Annotated in this window: 14 protein-coding genes and 1 pseudogene; 13 read left to right on the top strand and 2 right to left on the bottom strand. The window is 42.5% G+C overall.

The features are described 5' to 3' along the window. Positions 1-214: 214 nt before the first annotated feature. From SVI_RS13600 to SVI_RS13585, 4 genes and pseudogenes are all read left to right on the top strand, one after another. Complete coding sequence (locus SVI_RS13600; protein WP_013052157.1) at positions 215-1,114, top strand: HNH endonuclease; 900 nt, start codon at positions 215-217, stop codon at positions 1,112-1,114. Positions 1,115-2,077: 963 nt separating this feature from the next. After that, positions 2,078-3,679, top strand: a complete 1,602-nt coding sequence (locus SVI_RS13595; RefSeq protein ID WP_197532046.1) for a putative bifunctional diguanylate cyclase/phosphodiesterase — start codon at positions 2,078-2,080, stop codon at positions 3,677-3,679. Positions 3,680-3,863: 184 nt separating this feature from the next. Further along, positions 3,864-4,337 (top strand): annotated as a pseudogene (locus tag SVI_RS13590) (transposase); the annotation flags it as partial. An 85-nt stretch (positions 4,338-4,422) separates the two neighbouring features. Continuing rightward, positions 4,423-5,403: a transposase gene (locus SVI_RS13585; protein ID WP_013052154.1), complete on the top strand. Its 981-nt coding sequence runs from the start codon at positions 4,423-4,425 to the stop codon at positions 5,401-5,403. Positions 5,404-6,284: 881 nt separating this feature from the next. Here the strand turns inward: SVI_RS13585 and SVI_RS13580 are convergent. Continuing rightward, positions 6,285-7,076, bottom strand: coding sequence for a PhzF family phenazine biosynthesis protein (locus SVI_RS13580; RefSeq protein ID WP_013052152.1), 792 nt, complete (start codon positions 7,074-7,076; stop codon positions 6,285-6,287). A gap of 135 nt (positions 7,077-7,211) precedes the next feature. Continuing rightward, the gene (locus SVI_RS13575; RefSeq protein ID WP_013052151.1) at positions 7,212-7,565 is read right to left on the bottom strand and encodes a hypothetical protein; all 354 of its coding nucleotides are present in this window, start codon (positions 7,563-7,565) and stop codon (positions 7,212-7,214) included. A 457-nt stretch (positions 7,566-8,022) separates the two neighbouring features. Here SVI_RS13575 and SVI_RS13570 point away from each other — a divergent pair, with 457 nt between their 5' ends. The 9 genes from SVI_RS13570 to SVI_RS13530 all read left to right on the top strand — a co-directional run bounded on the left by SVI_RS13570 (position 8,023) and on the right by SVI_RS13530 (position 20,240). After that, complete coding sequence (locus SVI_RS13570) at positions 8,023-9,186, top strand: 4-phosphoerythronate dehydrogenase (protein ID WP_013052150.1); 1,164 nt, start codon at positions 8,023-8,025, stop codon at positions 9,184-9,186. Between the two features lie 2 nt (positions 9,187-9,188). Next, on the top strand, positions 9,189-10,205 hold the full coding sequence (locus SVI_RS13565; protein WP_013052149.1) for an aspartate-semialdehyde dehydrogenase: 1,017 nt from the start codon (positions 9,189-9,191) through the stop codon (positions 10,203-10,205). A 204-nt stretch (positions 10,206-10,409) separates the two neighbouring features. Continuing rightward, positions 10,410-13,985, top strand: a complete 3,576-nt coding sequence (locus SVI_RS20910) for a FimV/HubP family polar landmark protein (protein ID WP_041419957.1) — start codon at positions 10,410-10,412, stop codon at positions 13,983-13,985. Positions 13,986-14,165: 180 nt separating this feature from the next. After that, positions 14,166-14,951, top strand: coding sequence for a tRNA pseudouridine(38-40) synthase TruA (gene truA, locus SVI_RS13555; protein ID WP_041419956.1), 786 nt, complete (start codon positions 14,166-14,168; stop codon positions 14,949-14,951). Between the two features lie 67 nt (positions 14,952-15,018). After that, positions 15,019-16,302, top strand: coding sequence for a bifunctional tetrahydrofolate synthase/dihydrofolate synthase (gene folC / locus SVI_RS13550; protein WP_013052146.1), 1,284 nt, complete (start codon positions 15,019-15,021; stop codon positions 16,300-16,302). A 35-nt stretch (positions 16,303-16,337) separates the two neighbouring features. Then, complete coding sequence (gene dedD, locus SVI_RS13545) at positions 16,338-16,991, top strand: cell division protein DedD (RefSeq protein ID WP_013052145.1); 654 nt, start codon at positions 16,338-16,340, stop codon at positions 16,989-16,991. Between the two features lie 113 nt (positions 16,992-17,104). Next, positions 17,105-17,593, top strand: a complete 489-nt coding sequence (locus SVI_RS13540; protein WP_013052144.1) for a CvpA family protein — start codon at positions 17,105-17,107, stop codon at positions 17,591-17,593. A 98-nt stretch (positions 17,594-17,691) separates the two neighbouring features. Further along, positions 17,692-19,206 carry an amidophosphoribosyltransferase gene (gene purF, locus SVI_RS13535; RefSeq protein WP_013052143.1) on the top strand — a complete coding sequence of 505 codons (1,515 nt, stop codon included), beginning with the start codon at positions 17,692-17,694 and terminating at the stop codon, positions 19,204-19,206. A gap of 113 nt (positions 19,207-19,319) precedes the next feature. Next, positions 19,320-20,240 (top strand): M14 family metallopeptidase, encoded by a 921-nt coding sequence (locus tag SVI_RS13530; RefSeq protein WP_041420369.1) that lies wholly within the window; start codon positions 19,320-19,322, stop codon positions 20,238-20,240. The last annotated feature ends 89 nt before the right edge of the window (positions 20,241-20,329 follow it).

The raw sequence follows: 20,329 nt of genomic DNA, 5'->3' as shown, positions 1-20,329 counted from the left end.
TGAGCGAGAGCGGCGGTTGTCTTTTTAAATCGCTACAGTTTCGGTGATACTCATGCTAACTTGGTCATGAGAAAATATAAGTCACCTTCAATCTGAAGTTACTCAAAGTGTGAGGTGTTTTTTCGCTAAACTACCCAAAGAGAGAGGACGCTGTAGTTCTCTTTTGTTTATAATTTTGTGGATTAACAGCTAAGCATCACTGTTAGGTAGAAAGATGAACAAACTTTTTATAGAGTTTTTAAATAAACCAAGAGCCAAATTGTGGTTCAAACAACGACCACATATGATTCATCTATTTGAACATATTTTTAACCAATTAAGTAATATATATGACCACGATAAAATAAATGATAGATTTATACGTTCACAAAACAAAAGGGTGCCTCATTTACTTTTTAATTTGAACGCGAAAAACCAAGAGGTCGCAGACAACCCAAATTCTGAGTTTGGGAATGCCATTTGGATCAAGCCTCGTTACAACACAAGTAAACTAACGGATCAATATATTGTTCATGTTGAAGTCGCGATATCTTTTAAAGAACATCATCATCATTTCATATCTTTTCATAGTGGAATAAAATCACTTATTAATTCAATTAAAGAGAACAAACTAAAAAACTTTGATTTTGAAGGTGACTATGTAGGTGAAGAGTTTATAAATACAATGATGGATACAGTACCAGCAGAGGACTTATCATTGATTGAGCGCTTAAACAAGGACACAAAGAAGTACTTCAAGAGGTTTCCTAGGCGACAAAATGACTTTCGGCGTTTGATAAGGAATATTGAGAGGGAGCATAATATTACTGGTGTAAAAGCCATGGAGAAAAATTGTGTATCATCTCATATTAAACCATTTTCACATTGTAAAAATTATGAAGAGGCTCATGATGAATACAATGGACTATGGCTAGAAAAGAAGATGGATCAACTGTTTGATAAAGGATATATTACATTTACTAAAGATGGTGACGTCATTGTAGGTTCGGCATGTAGTGATGAATTACTCGTGCATCTTAAACTTAAACGACACGAAATTCATAACATTTCTCCACTATTAAAAGAACAGTTGGTCTATATGGAATATCATAGGAATGCTGTTTTTAAACCGTAATGCAATTAAATCTATATTTACACATTTTTACATTCTAGAGTAAAACAAACAAAGCTACCCATAATTATTGTTTCCCATCTGACCCACACGGACGTGGGAAATGTCTGAGTGACATCTGGAATATCGCAGGCCTTATGGGTCTGATGTGAATTAACGACCTTAAGAGCCCTCTTACTGCAGCTCCCCAAAAAAGTCCCAAACAAAGTAAAGCCACCCATAACTTTTGATGGTGCTTAGGTTGACCTTTGTTCAAAGTAGAAGTGCGCTGTGAGTTTTGGTTCATAAAAATGAGTGGCAAGGTTCTTACGTTCTTCTATTCGCTATGGCCCTTTGTTGACCAGTTATTGATTAACTACTGACCAAATATTAACTTTATGTTAATTATTTTCTAAAAGTATGATTAAGCTCACATAATAAGTATGATTAACCCATTACTATTTGTTTGTGATTTGTTGGTTTTTCGTAGCAGCGATGTAATCGGTGGTTGTTGTTTCAGCTGTTTCCTAGCGGGGAAACTCTTCTGATTTAAAGAAAACATTGCAGCATGGGATGAACACTTGGTTACCTTTATCCTCCTGCTGAAACATTTGTAATAGCCACGACATTGCAGGCATTTTCGGTAGTTAAATTAGATGGTTCTGTGGTTGTTTGGGCAATGTGTTTTGTGGCAAGAATTTAAGCGAGACCTAATTGGGTTGCAAGGCAGGGAAAGACTACGTGCAAGGTATTCCTATAACTGTGGTGATGCCATTAGCATAAAGGTGATTTAACCAAAGTTATTTAAATAACGTAGTAAATTACCTCTTCTAACTTCATAGAATAATCTTTGGTTCCTCCCTTCATTCTATCTAGAATGGGTTACCAAAATCAATAATGATTTATAGTAGGAATAGATAATTAAAAAGTAATGATGACACAATAAAAGGCAATGGGCTTAATTAAACATGTAATATGAGTTTTAATATGACCAATAAAAAACCGATCCCTTTACATCGTAAACTTTTTTATAAAATGTTTGATTCTGCTTTTTCAAGAGAAATTTCCTTTATATTTATTCTTTCCGTAATTTTGTTGATTATCTGTGTCAATATTGATGCGTTCGAGAAGCTTGTTGATTTTGTTGAATATTATGAATATTACGAACTTGATGAGATAGTCATGCTTGTGCTCATCTCATCTATTTCTTTTATGGTCATAATAATTAGGAATGTTAAACATCTTAACGTTGAAATCAAATTACGGATTAAGAGTGAAAACAAACTTAATAAACTGGCATTTTTTGATCCTTTAACAGGTTTACCAAATAGAGCGCTATTTAAAAATAAATTAGAACAATTTGTAAGTCGTGACAAAGAAAGTATGCAGTTGGGAGCCGTACTTTATATAGACTTAGATGATTTTAAAAATATTAATGACAGTATGGGTCATGCTTGGGGCGACGAGCTTTTAAAAAAGTTTTCTGAACGGTTACAAATTCAATTGAGGACATATGACACCTTGTTTCGTATTTCAGGAGATGAATTTACGGTAATAATAGGATCACCTATTAACATACACGGTATAAGTACCTTAGCTGAAAAATTAATAGAAAGTTTAAAGGCTCCCTTTATTTTAGACCGTGAAGAAGTGTATACCAGTATGAGTGTTGGCGTGGCAGTGTTCCCAACAGATGCTCAAACAGCGAAAGGCTTACTTAAATGTGCGGATACTGCCATGTATAGTGCAAAGCATGAAGGGAAGGGACACTACCGATATTACTCAATAGACCTTGATAAACAAGCAAAACTTAAATTGAAAATAAGTAACAAGTTACGCAGAGCAATAGAGCTAGAAGAGTTTACACTTAATTATCAACCTATTATTGACATTGAAACACAAGAAGTAAAAGGTGCAGAGGCACTGCTGCGTTGGAACAATAAGGAATTGGGCTGTGTTGGCCCTGATATTTTTATTCCTATTGCTGAAGAAATTGGCTTGATTAATGAAATTGGTAACTGGGTCCTTCGACAGGCTTGTTGGCAAAATAAGCAGTGGCATTTAGCCGGATACTCATATTTGATGATGTCAGTTAATATGTCATCAAAACAATTAGTTAATGATGATTTTATCAATGTAGTTAACAATGCTCTAGTAAAGTCACAGCTTGAGGGGAGTTATCTTGAGTTAGAATTGACAGAAACAGCCTTACTAGGGAATTTGGAAATAGCAATTGAACAGATATATAGATTGAAAAAAATGGGAGTATGTATTGCCTTAGATGATTTTGGAACTGGATACTCGTCCATGAGTTATTTAGTTAAGTTAAAAATAGATAGACTTAAAATTGATAAAAGTTTTATCGACAACATTCCCCATAGTGAAGATGATAGAATAACAACTCATGCAATCATTTCATTAGCGAATAACTTAAACCTGCAAGTTACCGCAGAAGGTATTGAAACAGAGGAACAATACAAGTATGTTAAATCAACAAGTTGTAATGCCGCCCAAGGGTATTATTTTAGTCACCCTCTAACGGCTGATAATTTCAAATTTCTTTTGGATAAATCGCCAACATTCTCATAATCATCAGATTTAGTAAAATTAGCACGTCTAAGGATTCAGCCGAATTCCAAACAAAGCCACCCATGAATTCCAAACAAAGCTGAATTCCAAACAAAGCCGAATTCCAAACAAAGCCACCCATAATTATTGATGGTGTTTAGGTCTGTGACTAAACTTAAATTGTCACTATTGGATTGAGGTTGTTATGGCCAGACCAAGAAGTAGGTTAATCAGTTTAGAAGACACTCCATTCTATCACTGCGTATCCAGATGTGTTCGTAAGAACTTCTTGATGGGAGTAGATAGAGATACTGGTAAATCCTATGAACACCGCCGCGAATGGGTTGAATCCAGGATACTCGAGATTGCGAGTATATTTGCAATAGATGTAAGTGCTTATGCTGTGATGAGTAATCATTTCCATGTAGTTTTAAGAGTCGATATCTATGAAGCTAATGCTTGGTCCGATAGGGAGGTGGTTGAACATTGGCACCAACTTTTCAAAGGAACTGAAATCACTCAAAAGTTCACTAAAGGTGAACTTATCGAAAGTTACGAAGTGAGTAGCTTAAAACACGCTATAGCTTTATTTCGAAGTCGATTAAGTGATATCAGCTGGTTTATGAGGGCATTGAATGAGCCTATTGCTAGAATGGCTAATAAAGAGGATCACTGTACAAGCTCCAAACAAAGCCACCCATAATTATTGATGGTGTTTAGGTCTGTGACTAAACTTAAATTTTCACCATTGGATTGAGGTTGTTATGGCCAGACCAAGAAGTAGGTTAATCAGTTTAGAAGACACTCCATTCTATCACTGCGTATCCAGATGTGTTCGTAAGAACTACTTGATGGGAGTAGATAGAGATACTGGTAAATCCTATGAACACCGTCGCGAATGGGTTGAATCCAGGATACTCGAGATTGCGAGTATATTTGCAATAGATGTAAGTGCTTATGCTGTGATGAGTAATCATTTCCATGTAGTTTTAAGAGTCGATATCTATGAAGCTAATGCTTGGTCCGATAGGGAGGTGGTTGAGCATTGGCACCAACTTTTCAAAGGAACTGAAATCACTCAAAAGTTCACTAAAGGTGAACTTATCGAAAGTTACGAAGTGAGTAGCTTAAAACACGCTATAGCTTTATTTCGAAGTCGATTAAGTGATATCAGCTGGTTTATGAGGGCATTGAATGAGCCTATTGCTAGAATGGCTAATAAAGAGGATCACTGTACTGGCCGCTTCTGGGAGGGGCGTTTCAAATCTCAAGCCCTGTTAGATGAGACCGCTGTTTTGGCCTGTATGGCGTATGTAGACCTTAATCCCATTCGAGCCAAGATATCGGAGGCACCAGAAGCCTCAGAGTTCACCAGCATTCAAAAACGAATCAAAGCTGCAATCAATGGTGAACAACCGCAAGATTTGTTGCCTTTTATTGGTAATGAACGAAAAGAGATGCCTAAAGGACTGATGTTCAGAGCCAAAGATTACTTGCAGCTGGTAGATGAAACCGGGCGTATCATTAGGGACGATAAGCGTGGTGCTATCAGCCAAGAATCGATGAAGATACTGAATAGTCTCAATATTCCACAAGATAATTGGATAAAGCTCACAACAGAGTTCACTCGGCTGTTTAAAGGTCCAGTAGGAACGCTCCAGGAGTTAGATGCTTACTGTGAACATCTAGAGCGTAAACGCAGGCAAGGCGCTGCTAATTGCCATCGATGGCTAGATACTGCCTAGTCGAGAACCATTTCGCCTAAGAAGAGTACAGGCTTCAAAATAAAATACTTAACCGAACTTATGTTCGGCGTTTTTGTTGGTTTAAAAGTAGATAAAAGAAGATAAAAGAAGATAAAAGAAGATACTTTAGATTTTTATAGTCACTTAGCTCTCATTTAAGCTTATTGTGCAGACAATATGCTGTGCTTAAACCCTCGTAACTTGGAATATGTCTAGCTCCGAGTTTTGGCTCATAAAAATGGGTGGCAATGTTGTGCTTAGGGAGTTAGATGCTTACTGTGAACATCTAGAGCGTAAACGCAGGCAAGGCGCTGCTAATTGCCATCGATGGCTAGATACTGCCTAGTCGAGAACCATTTCGCCTAAGAAGAGTACAGGCTTCAAAATAAAATACTTAACCGAACTTATGTTCGGCGTTTTTGTTGGTTTAAAAGTAGATAAAAGAAGATACTTTAGGTTTTTATAGTCACTTAGCTCTCATTTAAGCTTATTGTGCGGACAATATGCTGTGCTTAAACCCTAGTAACTTGGAATATGTCTAGCTTCGAGTTTTGGCTCATAAAAATGGGTGGCAATGTTGTGTTAGGTTTAAAAGTAGATAAAAGAAGATACTTTAGATTTTTATAGTCACTTAGCTCTCATTTATGCTTATTGTGCAGACAATATGCTGTGCTTAAACCCTCGTAACTTGGAATATGTCTAGCTTGGAGTTTTGGCTCATAAAAATGGGTGGCAATGTTGTGCTAACCAGCAATGTTGTGCTAACCAGAAAGTCTAGGTTAGGCGTTCTAAATGAACCGCCCTGTGCGGAGCCGCATGCAGGGTGGTCTAGGGGTTGGAGGCTAGATACTTCCGGCTACCCGATTATAAAGCAAGAACCACTAGACTGTAATTTTACCTTCTAGATATTGAACAGCTTTACCTGAAATATAAACCTTACTACCTTCAATACTACATATTAATTTACCGCCTCGTTTAGAGGCTTGATATGCAATGAGTTTGGATTTATTTAATTTACTAGCCCAATATGGAGCTAAGCCACTATGAATAGATCCCGTCACAGGATCTTCATCTCCGCCATTTGCAGGCCAAAAATAACGAGAAATAAAATCATACTCACTTGATTTAGAAGTTACTACAACATCAAAAGGTGCAAGCTGCTTTAGTAATTCATTATTCGGTATTACATTAAGCACATCAGCTTCTTGTTCATAGACAACAAAATACCCTTGGTCATTTAACAAAACTTCCGCAGGTTTAATTGATAATCCGTTTAATAAAGCTAAAGGTATGTCGTCAATTACTTTAGGTTTCCTATTAGGGAAACTCATTTGAATATAGCCATTATCCATTTTTGTAACTGATAAATCCCCAACTGCTTTAGCGAAAAAATTAATAGTTTTTAGACCATTACTTTTAGAAAAAATAACGAATGAGGCCGCTAGTGTTGCATGCCCGCAAAAATCAATTTCTGTTATTGGTGAAAACCACCGTATTTCATAATGTTGATTATCTATTTTTTTAACAAATGCAGTTTCTGAAAGGTTATTTTCAACAGCAATAGATTGCATAAGATCAACTGAGAGCCAGTTTTCGGTAATAATTACAGCCGCAGGGTTGCCTTTAAAAGTAGCATCAGTAAATGCATCGATTACATTTATCGTTAATTCCATGTGAGAAAAATACTCCTGAGTAAAATTGCTTTATAACGCCCCTCTAATAAGTGAACCATGTGCTGGCGGGCGATTTGCTCAGAAAATGGCGTGACAGCCTTGGAAAATATTAATTCAGAGGCTTGTTAACTTACGTCACGCTATATCTATCACAGGTTTAGCGACAGTGACACCGATAATTAGTAACATCAAAAAAGGGACTACATGGCACAAAATCATCGGATACTTGCCAACAGAATCCTTCGTTGGGATGAAAAAATAGGGGTCAACTTTAAGTAAACATCTATAGAAAGGCATCAATATGGGCTTAAACCAAGTATGAAAGTAATACCCACTTACAGCCACTAACTGTACTTCAATAAGTAATAAGAATATATCAAGCCCAACAGCGTCAACAAACAAAGCTAAAGACACTAACTCTGGGTTAAGTAGCAATACACAGACAACCGATATTGTTGTTATCTCCCACATCCACTTTTTGATGTTCATAAATCATCCATGATTAAGTAAGCTAATAGTATATTAGGCTGAATTCCGAATAAGAACGGTCTTATAAGAACAGGTCGGTAGTACATTAATCACTCAATATTAACAGTAAACCAATGTCTCAACAATGAGTTATAGCATAGAAAGAACTCAATCCCAGTTTCTCTGCCTGAGTGAAACAAAGAACCTCCATCATTGCATAAAGTGCAATGTTCACTCAGGGAGATAAGTCACAACAAGGGTATAGGTGGCAATTGAGCTAAGTAGTTTCAAATGCAGCTAGACGCTACGACAAAATAAAGAGCAAAGTCACTAGGCTCTCATTTAAGCTTATTGTGCAGAAAATATGCTGAGCTTAAACCCTCGTAACTTGGAATATGTCTAGCTTCGAGTTTGGGCTCATAAAAAGGGTGTTAGAATGTGTCATCCAACGCATTCACCTCACTTTTTGGAAGCCATAATGAAGATCCTTGCCGATGAAAACATGCCTTATGTACAAGAGTTATTTGGGGACTTGGGGACGATTGAAACCGTTAATGGCAGGGAGCTGACACCTGAGCAGGTGAAAGATGCCGATGTGCTCTTGGTGCGCTCTGTGACTCAGGTCAATGGGTCCTTGTTGTCGCTTAACAACAAGCTTAAGTTTGTCGGCAGTGCCACTATTGGCACAGATCATATCGATACCGATTATCTTGCTTCCCGCGACATTCCTTTTAGCAACGCGCCAGGTTGTAATGCCACTGCGGTGGGGGAGTTTGCCTTTATCGCCATGCTGGAACTTGCCAACCGTTTCGGCGGTAAGCTTAAAGACAAGACTGTGGGTATCGTAGGGGCGGGTAACACTGGCTCGGCGGTGGCTAAGTGTCTTCAGGCCTATGGCGTGACTGTGCTGCTACACGATCCGGTTATTCAAGATAGCGACCCCCGCGACTTTATCTCATTAGATGAATTGATAGCTCGCTGTGATGTGATAAGTCTTCATGTGCCAATCATTAAGACTGGCGAGCATAAGACCTGGTATCTGTTCGATGAGACCAGACTCAATAGCTTAAAGCCTGGGACCTGGCTACTTAACTGTTGTCGTGGTGAGGTGATAGATAATCGCGCACTTATTAAGGTTAAGCAGCAAAGGCCGGATATCAAGCTGGTACTCGATGTGTGGGAAGGGGAGCCTAATCCTATGCATGAGCTTATTCCTTTGGTCGAATTGGCGACGCCTCATATCGCAGGTTACAGCCTAGAAGGTAAGGCTCGTGGCACTTATATGCTGTATCAGAAGCTAATGCAGGTACTGGGCAGAGATGCCGATAAGTCCATGACTACACTATTACCGTCGCTATGGAGCGTGCAATTGGATATCGAGTCGATACCCAATGAGAAGTCCTTGTTGAAACTGGCTCGTTTTATCTACGACCTTCGTGATGACGATGAATTATTTAGAAAAACAATCCTCGATGATTCATCAAAAAATGACCAAGTTAATTGTGTTAATAACAATGGATTTGATCTTATGAGAAAAAATCACCAGCATAGACGTGAATTTCGTGCCTTAAGGCTAGTAAACACTGGGCATTCTGATGTAAATTGGTTGACCAATTTAGGTTTTTCAGGAGTCGGACAGTAATTATGTCTCAAGAATTCAATGTTGTCGTATTAGGTGCATCGGGCGCAGTGGGTCAAACCATGATAGAGATCCTCGAAGAGCGCAATTTCCCCGTCGCGAAATTATTTCCTCTAGCCAGCAGCCGCAGTGCTGGTGGTACGGTTAGTTTCAACGGTAAACAGGTAGAAATTCTTGACGTAGACGACTTCGATTGGTCTCAGGCGCAGATTGGCTTCTTCTCTGCCGGTGGTGATGTCTCTGAAAAGTGGGCGCCAATCGCCGCTGAGAATGGTTGTGTTGTCATCGATAACACCTCTCAATTCAGATACGATAACGATGTACCTTTGGTTATTCCAGAGGTTAATCCGGAAGCCATTGCTGATTTCCGTAATCGTAATATCATAGCGAATCCAAACTGTTCGACAATTCAGATGTTGGTTGCCCTTAAACCTATTTATGATGCATTTGGTATTTCACGTATCAATGTCGCCACATACCAGTCGGTATCGGGTTCAGGTAAAGAGGCTATTACAGAGCTTGCTGGCCAATGTTCTAAATTACTTCAAGGCCTTCCTGCTGAGTCTAAGGTTTATCCAAAACAGATCGCCTTCAACGTGTTGCCGCAAATTGATAAGTTTATGGAAAACGGTTACACCAAGGAAGAGATGAAGATGGTTTGGGAAACCCAGAAGATCTTCGGTGATGACAATATTGTCGTCAATCCAACTGCGGTTCGAGTGCCGGTATTTTATGGTCACTCGGAAGCAATACATCTTGAGACTATTCAACCCGCCGAAGCTGAAGATGTTAAAGCTGTGTTGCGTGAAGCTCCGGGAATTGAATTATTTGAGTCCAATGAAGAGTATCCTACGGCTGTGACAGAATCAGCGGGCACGGATCCTGTTTATGTGGGACGTGTACGCAAAGATATCTCTCATTCACATGGTATAAACCTTTGGGTTGTCTCTGATAACATTAGAAAAGGTGCGGCACTCAATAGTGTTCAGATAGCCGAAGTTTTGATTAGAGATTATTATTAATTTATAACGACTTTAATCGGTTTAAAGCTTGATCTGATTAAAAAGCCTGCAATATGCAGGCTTTTTTTGTTTTTAGTAGATGTTTTTGAATTGTGAACAGTAGCAGACCTGTGATTTCTGGTTTATAGTAATCTCAATAAATACAATTACCTAAAGCTACGCTGCCAGTACAGCAGCATCACTGCGCTTGAAAGGGAAGAATTGATGAACTTTCGCACCTCGTATCTTGTTGGTCTGATGGCCTCTACTTTACTTGTTTTTACTGTAAGTCCTCTAATCCAAACGGCTTTTGCTGCGGAGCCGCTGAAGATCACTGGCCCAGATGGTGAGGTAAGGCAAACTAATCGTCAGTATGGCCCGACTCTGTCTTCCGATACTTTTTGGAGCATAGCTCAAAAGGTACGTCCAGATAATAGTGTCAGTATCTATCAAGTCATGGCAGCTATCTATGATGCCAATCCACATGCCTTTACTAATGCCAATTATAATAGTTTAGAAAAAGGCATGATACTGCTCATTCCGTCGAAGGATTTGATGCTAGCCATCCCTAGGAGCATGGCAAAATCGCGGGCAGAGAGAGATGATAAAGGCTGGAAGAAAACGACTCAGCCTAAAGCCGTACAAGTAGCCCAAGTAAAGCAAGCAACTCCGAGTACTCCAGCAAGACCCGTCACCTTACCCATAACGCCTGCCGATACCAGTGTGGCTCAGAAACCCACAGTAAATGAAGAGATCAAGGAGCTGACGGCTAAGCTCGAAGAGGAGGAAGCTAAGAGCCTACAGCTCACAGATGAGCTAGGCAGGGCTCAGGATCGGTTGGAATTAAGCGATTCAGACACAGGCACATTGAAGAATAAGATTGACGAGCTCAAGGAGCAGGTTGCAATTTTAGAAGAACAGCTTCTAGCCAGTAAGCTGCAAGGTGCCGGACTCGGCGAAGAAGTAAACTCCTTGCAGGAGCAGATCAATGCCCTGCAAATCGTAGAGCCTGAAGCCGATCCTGAACAGTGGCGTAACCTGATGAGCAACCCTCTGATGCTAATAGCGGCTATCTCGATACCTGCATTACTGCTATTGCTCATCTTGTGGTTATTCTTGAGACGTCGCAGGGATGAAGGCGCAGCAAGTACTGAAGAGAAAACGACGAAGGAAACTGAATCGCCAATAACTGCAGAAACCGATGCAGATACAGGTGCTGAAGCACTGGGTTCGGAAAGTCATGATCTTGAAGCCATGGCAGTGCATCTAGACACTGAGGATGATGATTCCATCGACTCACTCATGAACATAGATACGGCTGAATTACAGCCGGAAGTGGATATGAGTAGTGATGAACAAGATCTGGCTGGGGATATGTTTGTTGACCCGGGTGAAACAGCGACTGAGGAGCCTGCCGAAGAGGAAGGCCAGTCTTTGGATGACCTTTGGGCCGAGGCGATGGGAGAGCAAGATGAAGAGGAAGCTAAAGCGGGTGAAGACGATTTAGATTCTCTGTTAGCTGGTTTCGATGAGGAGCCCGCCAAGGATGAAGCGCCTGCTGAAGAGGCCTCTATCGAACTAAGCCCTGTTGAAGAGGCTTTAGTAGCAGAGAGTATTGAAGCGAGTATTGAAGCGAGTAGTGCTGCTGATCCAAGCAGCGAAATAGTGTCAGAAGATGATCTAGATTCGCTATTAGAGGGTTTTGATGAGCCAGCCGATGCATCAAGCACTCAGGCAGAGACAGAGACTGCAAGTGAAATCGAAAGCGAAAGTGACGGTGTCGCAGAAGATGACCTAGATTCGCTATTAGCGGGTTTTGATGAGCCAGCCGATACATCAAGCACTCAGGCAGAGTCTGAGACTGAAAGTGACGGTGTCGCAGAAGATGACCTAGATTCGCTATTAGCAGGTTTTGACGAGCCTGCCGATACATCAAGCATTCAGGCTGACACTGAAATAGAAAGCGAAAGTGAAGCCCAAACAGACCTAGCTTCCGAAGATGATGTCTCAGGGAGTCTTTCTGAAGAAATAGCGGCAGAATTAGAGCAAGATATTACACCGACGGCCGAGGACGATGCACTCGATGCAGCCAATATTGAAAAACTCGGTGTAGAAAAAGACAGCGAAGAAGATGTAGATGCTTTGCTGGCGGGGTTTGAACATTCAGAAGAAGATACCAGCACCGAGACGCCTGTTGAAGATGCGGACCTTAGCGAGGCTATTTCAGCCGAGCTCGAAGGAGAAGTAGACACAAGTGCGGATGCCGATGCAGCAGATCTCGATGCTTTACTCGCAGAATTTGATGAAAAGCCTGATGTGTCAGCCACAGCGGAAGATGACACTGAGCTAGAAGTTACTGAGCTAGAAGTTACTGAGGTAGAAGCAACGCCAGTAGAAGAAGCTCCTGCTGAAACTGCTGCCGAGCTTGATACTGATTTGACTGATGCTATTTCAGCTGAGCTCGAAGGAGAAGTCGACACAAGTGCGGATGCCGATGAAGCAGATCTCGATGCGCTGTTAGCAGGCTTCGATGAAAACAGTGCTGCACCAGCTGCCGAGTTTGATACTGATTTGACTGATGCCATTTCGGCCGAGCTCGAAGGAGAAGTAGACACTAGTGCGGATGCCGATGAAGCAGATCTCGATGCGCTGTTAGCGGGCTTCGATGAAAACAGTGCTGCACCTGCTGAAGACTATTCCCTAGAAAACACCGAAGTAGCAGCTATTGAGCTAGAAGATACTGAGCGAGAAGATAAGCCAGTAGAGGAAGATCCTGCTGGAACCGCTGCCGAGTCTGATGCTGATTTGATCGATGAAATTTCGGCCGAACTCGAAGGAGACGTTGACACGACTGCGGATGCCGATGAAGCAGATCTCGATGCGCTGTTAGCGGGCTTCGATGAAAATAGTGCTGCAATCGCTGCCGAGCCTGATGCTGATTTGACCGATGAAATATCAGCCGAACTTGAGGCTGACATCGACACTAACATTGGTGATAGTGAAGATGATCTCGATTCATTACTCGCCGAATTTGATATTGCCGACCAGCTTGATAAACCAGAAGTTCTGGACGATAGCCTGCTAGCTCCGGCTACAGAGCCTAGTCCTGAACGTGAGCCTAGTAGTGATGATGCTCTGGACTCATTGTTAGCCGATCTAGAAGCTGTCGATCCTAAATCTGCCAAAGACCCTGTGGCAAGTAAACCTGGCGGTGGCATGTTTGCCGATCTCAAAGGCGCTAAGAAGATCGATGATACTAGTCTAGATTGGGAACCGAGTGCCAATGTCGAAGAGCCTGTTATCGCCCCCGCGAATAATGAAGAGCTGCTAAGCTCATTATTGGATGTTAAGGAGCAATCTGGCCATAGCGAAATGTCTTTGAGCCTGGAAGGTGAAGGCAATCTGACCGTCGATGAGGCACTAGCCGCTCTGGATGCTGAAGACTTGTCTAAGTCTCCTGCGGTAGCTGTTGCTGAGCACGATCTAACTAGCTTCCAGAAGGACAATGGTTTCATCGATATCGATCGCCTACTCAATGAGGCCGAGGAAGATGTAACGGACATAGATCAATATAAAGAGCTCGATGTCGATATGGGCGAAATAGATAAACTCATGGGTAACCCTGCCATGGTGGATGTTGATGATGAAGAGAATTCTATCAATGCCAAGTTAGATCTTGCTAGAGCCTATATTGAGATAGACGATAACGACAGTGCTAAAGTCTTGCTTAAAGAAGTGCAGCTTGATGGTAATGACAGGCAGAAGGACGAAGCTGACGGTTTAGTCAATTCCTTAGATTAAATTTGTTTAATTTCTAAAAATAACGGCGCATCATGCGCCGTTTTTCTTATCTGTAATTCAAGTGTGTGCTAAGATCCGCGCCCAAATAGGTCAAACAACTTCTCTGGGTTTTCTTTAATAACAAGCTAACCCCCATGATTGATAAAAGCGTGGTCACAGAGACAGGTTCAAAGAGGGTGTATGCGAGTAGCGTTAGGTATTGAATATGACGGCAGCAAGTATTATGGCTGGCAGCGTCAGCTCGAAGTCGATACGGTTCAGGCTCAATTAGAGCGAGCACTGTCAAAAGTAGCCAATCAGCCCATTACCGTTCATTGTGCCGGTAGAACAGATGCTGGTGTCCATGGTACAGGGCAGGTGGTTCACTTCGAGACTACGGCTATTCGTAAAGAGAGTGCCTGGACCTTAGGCGTTAATGTCAACTTACCCGATGATATCGCGGTCAAGTGGGTTAAGCTGGTCGATGACGATTTTCATGCTCGCTTCTCGGCGACGGCCAGACGTTATCGTTATTTGATCTATAACTATCATTTAAGACCCGGGATCTTACGTTCGGGTGTGAGTCATTACCGAGGTCAACTCGACGAGAATAAAATGCATCAAGCGGCCCAGCATTTTGTCGGTGAGCATGACTTTACCAGTTTTAGAGCGCTGCACTGTCAGTCTAAAAGCCCTTTTCGACATGTCCATGAGGTCAATGTGACCCGCCAGGGCATGTACTTATGTGTGGATATCAAGGCGAATGCCTTCTTGCACCATATGGTACGAAACATAGTGGGTTCACTAATTGAAATTGGTCAAGGTCATCAGCAAGGCGACTGGATTGTTGAGTTATTGGCACTCAAGGACAGAAGTAAGGCGGCGCCTACCGCTAAGCCGAATGGGCTATACATGGTAGATGTCACTTATCCGGATAAGTATGAACTGCCGAAATTAGCACTCGGCCCGTTATTTATGTTGGATTGATAGCGCTGCTGACAAGGCTATTTATACCTGTGTTATTTTTGCGTCATTAAATAAGAGAAATCAACGGATGCCGACAGTTCCCACTCAAGATTCCAGTTTAGATACCTGGTTAGACTACTTGCTTGCCATACACCCAACTGAGATAGAGATGGGGCTTGGGCGAGTGGCACAAGTAGCCGAACGACTCGGGCTTAAGGATCTTGGCACCACAAAAGTGATCACGGTTGCCGGCACCAACGGTAAGGGAACCACCTGCGCCATGGTTGAGCAGGTATTACTCTTGTCCGGGGAAAGAGTTGGCGTCTATAGCTCGCCTCATATGCTTAAATACAATGAGCGGGTTCGTATCGATGGCCAAGATGTCGATGATAGGTCTTTTATTCAAGCCTTCGATGCTATCAACCTGGCTCGTGGTGATATCTCCCTGAGCTACTTTGAATTCGCCACATTGGCAGGCCTATATATTTTCAAAGCGGCTAAGTTAGATACCGTATTACTGGAAGTCGGGCTTGGGGGAAGATTAGATGCCATCAATATTATCGATGCAGATATTGCGGTTATTACCTCAATCGATCTCGATCACCAAGAGTACCTTGGTGATACTCGGGAGTCTGTTGGTATGGAGAAGGCGGGTATCTTACGGGCCAATAAACCCGCGATAATCGGTGAGCCGAATTTACCGACTTGTGTGCTTGAGTATGCTAATGAACTCGGCGCAGTATTGCATCGCGTCGGCAAGGAGTTTAGCTATACTTGTGAGGCTGTTTTCTGGCAGTTCACTGGTCTGCAAACCATGAATGATATTCCCATGCCTTCACTGCCATTGCCAAATGCAGCGACTGCACTGGCCTTGCTTGAGCTTGGCTGGCCTCAACTCAGTGGTGACATCATTCGCCAAGGCATACAAGAGGCAAGACTCACTGGCAGGCTCGAAGTGGTCAGCGAGCAACCTCTGGTCTTACTCGATGTGGCTCATAATCCTCATGCCGCACGTTATCTGGCTAAACAGCTTGAAAAACATCCAGCTAAGCGCTTATTCGCCATATGTGGCATGTTAAAAGATAAGGATTGCCGTCAAGTTATCGAGGTTTTGGCACCACTGGTGGATGTGTGGTCATTTACCAGTTTGCAAACGGATCGTAGTGCCTCGGGTGAGGGACTCAAAAAGATATTTGTGGAACAAGTCCAACAAATATCTCACCCATTGGCCTATGCTAAGCACTTCGATTCTGTAGAGTCGGCTTGGCGCACAATTTCAGCAGAAATATGCCAAGGAGACGTAGTAATTGTATTTGGCTCCTTTTACACTGTGGCAGAGTTTAAAAATATTGAATTGGATGGTCGTGATTAATCATGGATACAAAGGATAAAGAGCAAGATAGCAAGTTGTCTGGTCATTTTCAGAACCGTCTCGTTGGCGTTATCGTCTTTGTTGCATTAGGGGTCATTTTCCTTCCCGATGTTCTTGATGGCAAGAAGGTGCAACAAGAAGAGCAATTTTCTGAAATTCCCCTGCGTCCACAAGTGGCTGAGATAACCCTGCCCGATGAGGCTATACAAGCGGTTGATCTGAGTGATAAGGAGCAAGCATTTAAGTCTGAAGAGCAGACCGCTGACTCAGGAAAATGGGAAGTGGTAGAGGCAGAGCCTAAACCAAAACCCCATAAGCCTACGGCGAGCACGCATGTGAAGCCACATAGCAAGCCTGAAATAAAACCTACACCTAAGCCCGTCGTTAAACCTGTGGCTAAGCCGATTAAGAAACCCGTTGTTAAGCCTGTTACACCGACGAGTTCAGCTTATACATTACAGCTAGGCAGCTTCAAGAATGCCGCTAATGTTAAGGGTCTTATCAGTAAACTGAGAAGCGGAGGCTTTAGCGCTTATACCTTGCCGACCCATCCCGTCGATGGCAAGTTGACTAAGGTGTTTGTTGGGCCTGAAATCTCTAAATCTAAGCTGCAGTCACTGCAACCGGGTGTAGAGAAGTTAACCAAGCTTAAAGGACGAATCGTCTCTTATCGTCCTACAGCCTCTTAAGCGAAAACTGTGGTCAGAGATCGAAACAATAAATTACCCCTTTTTGGGGTGAGAATATACTCGGTCTCTGTTAATATCCCGCCGTCTTAACTCTCATATCGGATTATCATTAAATGGTTTGGATCGATTACGCTATTCTCGCAGTTATCGGAGTCTCGACTCTAATCAGTCTGCTTCGTGGTTTCGCTAAAGAGGCGATGTCTTTAGTCGTCTGGTTTGGTGCCTTCTTTGTCGCGAGTCATTTTTATCAAGCCCTGGCTGTTCATCTCACCCAAATGCAAGATGAATTTCTTCGTAACGGTGTCGCAATTGCTATTATTTTTGTGGCGACACTTATCCTCGGCGCATTAATTAATTATCTTATCGGCCAGCTGATCGACAAGACGGGGTTATCTGGGACAGACCGAGTCCTGGGCTTGTGTTTCGGTGCCTTAAGGGGCGCCTTAATCGTCAGTGCAATATTATTTTTCATGGATGCGTTCACGGGCGTATCCCATATGGATTGGTGGCAGGATTCAAAACTCGTGCCCGAATTCGGCGTTGTTATCCAGTGGTTTTTTGACTACATAGAAAACACGTCAAGCTTTGTACCCAAAATATAAAATGCATTAAGCATTAATAAGTTTAGCTTAAGTCGATTCTAGCTTTTGCGACTAAAAACTATAATTATCAGAACATCTTACAATGAGGAATCTCACCCATGTGTGGTATCGTCGGAATAGTTGGCCGGTCATCGGTTAATCAGCCTATATATGATGCTCTAACCGTACTTCAGCATCGTGGACAAGATGCTGCTGGTATCGTGACTGTTGATGGTAGTGCGTTTAGATTACGCAAGGCCAATGGTCTGGTAAAAGACGTATTTGAAGTTAAACATATGCAACGTCTGCAAGGCAACATAGGTATCGGTCATGTTCGTTACCCAACCGCAGGCAGCTCGAGTGCATCTGAGGCTCAACCTTTCTATGTTAACTCTCCATTTGGTATTTCATTAGCCCATAACGGCAACTTGACCAATACCGTAGAGTTACATGAGCGTCTGCTCAAGCAGCGCCGTCATGTGAATACAACATCTGACTCTGAAGTCTTGTTAAACCTGCTTGCCGATGAAATTCAGCAGTGCAAGAACGAGAACTTAAGTGCCGATGAAGTGTTCGATGCGGTTGCTAATGTGCATACACTGATCCGTGGTGCCTATGCTGTCGTTGCCTTGATAATAGGCCAGGGAATGGTTGCGTTTCGTGACCCATTCGGTATTCGTCCTCTGGTACTGGGTAAGCAAGAGACCGAAAACGGCATCGAATATATGATTGCCTCAGAGAGTGTGGCTCTCGATGCAGTTGGTTTCGAGCTGATGCGCGATATTGCACCGGGCGAAGCCGTATATATCAGCCAAGATGGTGAACTATATACTCGTCAGTGTGCTAAAGATCCTGTCTATGCACCTTGTCTATTCGAATTCGTTTACTTCGCACGTCCTGACTCGACTATCGATAAAGTGTCTGTTTACGGTAGCCGAGTAAACATGGGCGCTATGTTAGGTGAGAAGATCAAACGTGAATGGGAAGATCATGATATTGATGTGATTATTCCAATCCCAGAAACCTCATGTGACACAGCGTTAGAGATAGCGCGTCACTTGAATCTTCCTTATCGCCAAGGTTTCGTTAAAAACCGCTATATTGGCCGTACTTTTATCATGCCTGGTCAACAGGAACGTAAGAAGTCGGTACGCCGTAAACTCAATGCCATTGGTGTCGAGTTTAAAGGCAAGAATGTCTTGCTGGTTGATGATTCAGTGGTACGTGGTACGACTTCAGAGCAGATTATTGAGATGGCTCGTGAAGCTGGCGCTAACAAGGTGTATTTTGCCTCGGCGGCACCGGAAATTCGTTTCCCTAACGTCTATGGCATCGATATGCCAACGACAAGTGAGCTGATAGCTCACGGTCGTGATGTTGATGAGATCAGTAAGATAATTGGTGCCGACGGCATGATCTTCCAGGACCTTAAAGACTTGGTAGAAGCGGTTCGCATGGAAAATCCTGAGATTAAGCGTTTCGAGACCTCAGTATTCGATGGCAACTACATTACTAACGATGTGGATCAGGCTTATTTGGATCACATCACTAAGTTACGTAATGATGATGCTAAGGCTAATCGCAGCAAGGATATCGGCACTAATCTAGAGCTGCATAACGTTTGTCATCCATAAACGCTAGCCTAATGGTTAGTGTCTTTTTAGTGAAGACAAGTTAACGTTTAGAAAGCCGACATATCAAGTTTGAGTGTCGGCTTTTTTATGGTTAAAATTTGGGGGAAATGAAGATGGTACAGGAAAACACTTATCCAATCGGCGTAGCGGGTCAGAAATGGGGCGCAGCTGAGAAGGCACTCTGGTTAACCAAGCAAACGATTAAGCGCTCCTATCAAGAAGAGGTGGCCGCGAGAATTGCGCCACTTGCTGAGCACTTTCAAGTCGACCAGTATGGCGCCTTGTCTTATAACCCTAGTCAATATCCCCTGTTTGTTGTTAAGTCTAAGCAGTGGAGTGAAGATAAGCCGACTGTGTTAGTCACGGGCGGGGTTCACGGCTATGAAACCAGTGGTGTACATGGAGCGATACGTTTCTTGGAAACCAAGGCTAGGGAGTATATGGACAGGTTTAATATTCTGGTTGCTCCATGTGTCAGCCCTTGGGGATATGAAACCATTAACCGTTGGAACCCTAACGCAGTCGATCCTAATCGTTCATTCTACCAAGATAGCCCGGCTGAAGAGTCGGCGGCCCTGATGGCGTATATTGCAGATTTAGGCATTGATATCACAGTGCATATCGATCTACATGAAACCACAGATACAGATAACTCAGCGTTCAGACCGGCCTTAGCGGCCAGAGATGCGGTGGAGCATACCAATTGGAATATCCCAGATGGTTTTTATCTGGTGGGTAATACTGAGCTGCCGGCTGAGGCGTTTCAAACCGCCATCATAGGGTCGGTAGAGAAGGTGACCCACATAGCTCCAGCCGATGATGCCGGTAAGCTTATCGGTGTCTCCTTGTCTCAGTTTGGCGTAATCAACTATGCCACTAAGGCTTTGGGACTGTGCGTTGGTTTTAGTGATAGCATCTATGCCACCACCACTGAGGTATACCCGGATAGCCCTAAGGTCGACGATGAAAATTGTATTCTGGCACAAGTAGCGGCAATCACAGGTGGATTGGATTATATCTTGCCTCTGACTTAACACTTTATTAAGTAAATGATCAAATCATTAGCGTTAACTCACTGACAGAGTTAACGCTTTTTTATCTGTTTTCTAAGTTATGTTTCAAG

This window comes from Shewanella violacea DSS12, from assembly GCF_000091325.1.
GTDB lineage: Bacteria > Pseudomonadota > Gammaproteobacteria > Enterobacterales > Shewanellaceae > Shewanella > Shewanella violacea.
This window is presented reverse-complemented; position numbering and strand designations above follow the sequence as displayed.